Genomic DNA, 5,498 nt, shown 5'->3' on the forward strand with positions numbered 1-5,498 from the left:
GATTTCCCGAGGAGTGGCTGGGATTGTACATCGATGAGCATCGCGTGGAGGTGGGGAATGAATAACAAGGTATACAATAATCGGGCATGGTTCCTCATCCTGCCCATGCTGATCCTGGTGGCGTTCTCGGCCATCGTACCCTTGATGACGGTGGTCAACTACTCGGTTCAGGACGTGTTTGACGCCAATACGCGTTTCTTCACGGGCACCGAATGGTTCGAGACCATGCTCAATGATCCCGCCCTGCAGGCGGCATTGCTGAGGCAATTTGCCTTTTCTTTGACCATCCTTGCCATCGAGGTACCACTGGGTATCGGCATCGCCCTGATCATGCCAAAGAAGGGCTGGCAGGCCTCAGCGATACTGATACTGGTTACCATGCCGTTGCTGATTCCCTGGAACGTGGTGGGTAGTATCTGGCAGATCTTTACCCGAGGTGACATCGGTCTGATGGGCTGGAGCCTGCGGGAGCTGGGTTACGCCTACAACATTACCTCCAGCCCGGTAGATGCCTGGGCGACTATTATTCTCATGGATGTCTGGCACTGGACCCCGCTGATCGCACTTCTCTGTTATAGCGGTCTGCGCTCCATTCCCGATGCCTACTACCAGGCGGCACGCATCGATCGTGCTTCCAAGTGGGCCGTGTTCCGCTACATCCAGTTGCCAAAGCTCGTCAACGTCCTGGTGATCGGCGTGCTGCTGCGCTTCATGCACTCCTTCATGATCTATGCCGAGCCCTTCGTGCTGACGGGTGGGGGACCGGGCAGTTCAACCACCTTCCTGAGTCAGTCCTTGACTACCATGGCGATCGGGCAGCAGGACCTGGGACCCTCGGCGGCCTTCTCGTTGATCTACTTCCTGATCATCTTGCTGGTGTGCTGGGTCTTCTACACCGCGATCATGAACATGCAAAAAGACAACAATGCGGGGGGAGCCTGATATGAGAAAATCCATTCCCAAGACTCCCGAGAGTGTCCGCCAGGCGGCGGCCGCCCAGGATGCCAGGCGGCGTAGAAAGGCACGTACCGCTTCTACCAACTGGCGTCGGAGAGGACTGTTGGGTGCCTATATCGTCTTCGTTCTGTTGCCGATCTACTGGCTGCTCAATATGTCCTTCCAGTCCAATACCGAAATTCTCGGAGGCCTGACACTATGGCCCGAGAACTTCACCCTCGAGCACTATGCCAAGATCTTCACCGAGTCCAGCTGGTACATGGGCTATATCAACTCCATCACCTATGTGGTGATGAACATGCTGATCAGCATCGTGGTGGCGCTTCCGGCGGCCTATGCCTTCAGTCGCTATCAGTTCATCGGTGACAAGCACCTCTTTTTCTGGCTGCTGACCAACTTGATGGCACCGCCAGCGGTCTTTCTTCTGCCCTATTTCCAGCTCTATTACACCGTTGGTCTCTTCGATACCCATGTCGCAGTGGCACTGGCACATTGTCTCTTCAATATCCCGCTGGCGATATGGATCCTAGAGGGTTTCATGAGCAGTGTTCCCAAGGAGATCGACGAGACTGCCTTCATCGATGGTTACAGTTTTCCGAAGTTCTTCGTCAAGATTTTCATCCCGATGATCAGTTCCGGTATCGGCGTGACATTGTTCTTCCTGTTCATGTTCTCCTGGGTGGAATTGCTTCTGGCCAGCACCCTGACCTCAACCGGTGCCCAGCCCATCGCCTCGGTAATGACGCAGACCAAGGGCGCCTCAGGCATCGACTGGGGCACGCTGGCGGCGGCGGGTACCCTGACGATCCTGCCGGGTATTCTAGTGGTCTATTTCGTGCGTAACCATATTGCCAAGGGCTTCGCCCTGGGCCGGACCTGAGGAGGACAGAACATGCAATGGATGGTCTGGACTGTACCCACGACGATATTCTTCTCGGCCATTGCGGCCATTCTGGCAGGCATGACTGCCTGGGAAGTCGTGTCACCGACGGTGGAACGAAAGGGCTTACTGCCGATTGCCACGACACGTGGTGATCGCCTGTTTATCGGTCTGCTTTCTTCAGCTTATATCCACCTGTTTGTGGTTGGATTTACCGATATCACCATCTGGTTGGCTCTGGCGGTATCCATTGTCTGGATGCTTGTCTTGATGCGCTGGGGCTGAACCATGATTGCATGGATGACGTGACTGCCATGGATGGCCAACACAACGAAGAGGTCCACATGAAAAACAACAGGTTGAAACTGACGTTTCTTGCCAGCAGTTTGATGCTAGCGGCAGGTTCTCTTCAGGCTGACTCGCATGATGCGAGGGCAGTCGCGGAGCGCCTGGTCGATGAACATTTCCAGGACTCTACGCTGACGCGAGAGCAACAAATCGAGGAACTGCTGTGGTTTGCCGAGGCAGCCGAGCCCTTCCGTGGCATGGAGATCAACACCGTGGCGGAGGGCCTGACCACGCACATCTACGAGCGTGACGTGCTGGCCGAGGCCTTCGGTGAGCTGACCGGCATCGAGGTCACCCACAACATCATCGGCGAAGGTGATGTTGTCAACAACATGCAGACCCAGATGCAGTCGGGTCGCAACATCTACGACGGCTACGTCAACGACTCCGATGCGATCGGCACCCATATCCGCTACGACACCACTGTTAACATCTCCAAGGCCATGGACAACGAGTGGGCCGATTACACCTTGCCGACCCTGGATCTGGACGACTTCATCGGCCTCCAGTACGGCACTGGCCCCGATGGCAGTATCTACCAGCTCCCCGACCAGCAGTTCGCCAACCTCTACTGGTTCCGCTACGACTGGTTCCAGCGCGAGGACCTCAAGGAACAGTTCCGCGAGATCTATGGCTATGACCTGGGCGTGCCGACCAACTGGACCGCCTATGAGGACATCGCCGAGTTCTTCACCAATGAGGTCGGCGAGCTCGACGGCCAGAAGGTCTACGGCCACATGGACTACGGTCGTCGCGACCCGTCGCTGGGCTGGCGTTTCCACGACTCCTGGCTCTCCATGGCCGGCATGGGCAGCAAAGGCGTGCCGTTCGGCAACCCGGTCGATGACTGGGGTATCCGCGTCAATGAGGAGAGCCAGCCGGTGGGTGCCAGCGTCAGTCGTGGCGGTGCTACCAACTCCCCGGCCTCGATCTTCGCCGTCACCAAGATGGTCGATTGGCTCGAGCAGTATGCGCCACCCGAAGCCAGCGGCATGACCTTCGGTGAGGCAGGTCCGGTTCCCGCGCAGGGTCAGATTGCCCAGCAGATATTCTGGTATACCACCTTCACTGCCGACATGACCGATCCCGGTCTGCCGGTGACCGAGGAAGACGGCACGCCCAAGTGGCGGATGGCGCCGTCACCCGCTGGCCCCTACTGGGAAGAGGGCATGAAGGTCGGCTATCAGGACGTGGGTTCCTGGACCTTCTTCGACTCCACACCCGAGGATCGTCGCACGGCAGCCTGGCTGTTCGCCCAGTTCACCGTGGCCAAGACGGTATCTCTCGAGAAGCTGATCGCCGGCCTCACGCCGATTCGCGAGTCCGACATCTTCTCCGAGCAGATGACCGAGATGGCTCCGCAACTGGGTGGCCTGGTGGAGTTCTATCGCAGCTCCAACGAGTCCAACTGGACGCCGTCTTCCACCAACGTGCCTGACTATCCGCGCATGGCACCACTCTGGTGGCAGAACCTGGCCCCGGCCGTCAGCGGCGACATTTCACCGAAGGAAGCGCTCGACAACCTGGTGGGAGATCTCGACAGCATCATGGCTCGCCTTGCTCGGGCCAAGGTCTTCTCAACCTATTCGCCCAATCTGAACGAGGAGCGTGATCCCGAGTACTGGCTGTCACAGCCTGGCTCACCCAAGGCCAAACTGGACAACGAGATGCCGCAGGGTACTACGGTGCCTTACGACCAGATGATGGAGGAATGGATGGCTGCCGGTTCACGCTGATGTAATGGCGGGGCCGGCCAAGGCCGGCCCTGCGCCTTCCTCGGAAGGAGCGATACAGTGTTGACTGGTCGCCTGAACGGGACTGTGACCCCGCCAGGCATCTGCCTGGCGGGGTCTTTTGATCAAGAAGGGCATCACATGCAACTTCGTCAGAACAATGTTCATCAATTGGCCGAGCAGGAATTCGATGTCCTGGTCGTGGGTGGAGGGATCAATGGGGCATCTGCCGCTGCTGCCTTGAGTGGCAAGGGAGTGAAAGTCGCGCTTATCGACCGTGGCGATTTCGCCGGGAGTACCAGCATGCACTCCTCGAATCTGGTCTGGGGGGGCATCAAGTACATGGAGAGCCGTGACTTTGCCCTGGTACGCAAGCTCTGCAAGAGCCGCAACCACCTGATCAAGAGCTACCCTTCAACGGTTCAGGAAATCCGCTTCCTGACCACCATCACCAAGGGATTTCGCTACCATCCCTTGTATCTATGGGCGGGTGCCTGGTTGTACTGGTTCATCGGCAATGCCTTTACCCGGATTCCCCAGTACCTGACACCCAGCAAGATCAAGCAGGAAGAAGACATCATCGATATCGAGGGCGCCGTCGGGGGATTCGAGTACTCCGATGCCTATCTGCATGACAATGACGCGCGCTTCGTCTTCAACTTCGTCCGCGGGGCGCTGGATTTCGGTGCCGTGGCGGCAAATTACATCGAATCACGGGGGTCGCGTCGTGAAAGGGAGCACTGGGTGACCCGCTTGCATGACCGCATGTCGGGCGAGACCTTCGAGGTGCGTTCCCGCGTGATCGTCAATGCCGCGGGTCCCTGGGTGGATGACCAGAATAGCCTCTCAGGCCAGAAGACCGACCACCAGCATGTCTTTTCCAAGGGTATCCACCTCATCGTGCCTCGCCTGACCGACAGCGGTCGGGTGCTCGCGTTCTTTGCCGATGATGGCCGTTTGTTCTTCGTCATTCCCATGGGGCCCAGGACCTGTGTGGGAACCACGGATACCCGAGTGGAAAAACCCGAGGTCGGGGTGACGGATGAGGATGTCAAGTTCGTGCTCGATAACATCAACAAACGGCTGAATCTCGCCAACCCCCTGGATGTCAGTGACATCATTTCGACTCGATGCGGCGTACGCCCCCTGGCAGTGAAGGCGAGTTCCGGCGGTGATCGGGACTTTCTACAATTGTCGCGCAAGCATGCCGTCGACATCGATGAACACAACCAGCACCTGAGCATTTTCGGTGGCAAGTTGACCGATTGTCTCAATGTGGGTGAGGAAATCGTCGATGAGGTTCGCAAACTCGGTGTGGATATCCCCTCACCGAACTTTCTCTGGTACGGGGAACCGGAAGAGGCGGTCAGGGGGCGGTTCATGGACCAGGCGGAAGCGATGGACCTCGATGCCATGACCTCGCCTGAATCCTCCGAGCCTCTGAGCATCCGGCTCTGGCGTCGCTATGGCGAATTGGCCATGGACATGCTCGAGGAAATACGTCGGGACCCGAAACAGGGCGAGGTCTTGATAACGGGTACCGAGTATCTGCGCTGTGAACTGCATCATGCAGCTCGACA

The 5,498-nt window shown here is 57.8% G+C and carries 5 protein-coding genes; all 5 read left to right on the forward strand.

The window, feature by feature from the left end:
* Nucleotides 1-57: 57 nt before the first annotated feature.
* Nucleotides 58-942, forward strand: coding sequence for a carbohydrate ABC transporter permease (locus ACESMD_RS05170; RefSeq protein WP_372610978.1), 885 nt, complete (start codon nt 58-60; stop codon nt 940-942).
* A 1-nt stretch (nt 943) separates the two neighbouring features.
* Entirely contained in the window at nt 944-1,837 is an 894-nt protein-coding gene (locus ACESMD_RS05175) for a carbohydrate ABC transporter permease (protein WP_372610980.1), read from the forward strand.
* A gap of 12 nt (nt 1,838-1,849) precedes the next feature.
* On the forward strand, nt 1,850-2,122 hold the full coding sequence (locus ACESMD_RS05180) for a DUF2160 domain-containing protein (protein WP_372610982.1): 273 nt from the start codon (nt 1,850-1,852) through the stop codon (nt 2,120-2,122).
* Between the two features lie 59 nt (nt 2,123-2,181).
* The gene (locus ACESMD_RS05185; protein ID WP_372610984.1) at nt 2,182-3,921 is read left to right on the forward strand and encodes an ABC transporter substrate-binding protein; all 1,740 of its coding nucleotides are present in this window, start codon (nt 2,182-2,184) and stop codon (nt 3,919-3,921) included.
* A gap of 138 nt (nt 3,922-4,059) precedes the next feature.
* Nucleotides 4,060-5,498: FAD-dependent oxidoreductase (locus ACESMD_RS05190; RefSeq protein WP_372610986.1), on the forward strand; the 1,439-nt coding region annotated here is incomplete at its 3' end.

The organism is Halomonas sp. (assembly GCF_041689495.1).
GTDB lineage: Bacteria > Pseudomonadota > Gammaproteobacteria > Pseudomonadales > Halomonadaceae > Halomonas.

Bases quoted from the DNA above. Each gene is read 5' to 3' on its own strand.
- ACESMD_RS05170 (WP_372610978.1), top strand. From the start codon at position 58: ATGAATAACAAGGTATACAATAATCGGGCATGGTTCCTCATCCTGCCC.
- ACESMD_RS05175 (WP_372610980.1), top strand. From the start codon at position 944: ATGAGAAAATCCATTCCCAAGACTCCCGAGAGTGTCCGCCAGGCGGCG.
- ACESMD_RS05180 (WP_372610982.1), top strand. From the start codon at position 1,850: ATGCAATGGATGGTCTGGACTGTACCCACGACGATATTCTTCTCGGCC.
- ACESMD_RS05185 (WP_372610984.1), top strand. From the start codon at position 2,182: ATGAAAAACAACAGGTTGAAACTGACGTTTCTTGCCAGCAGTTTGATG.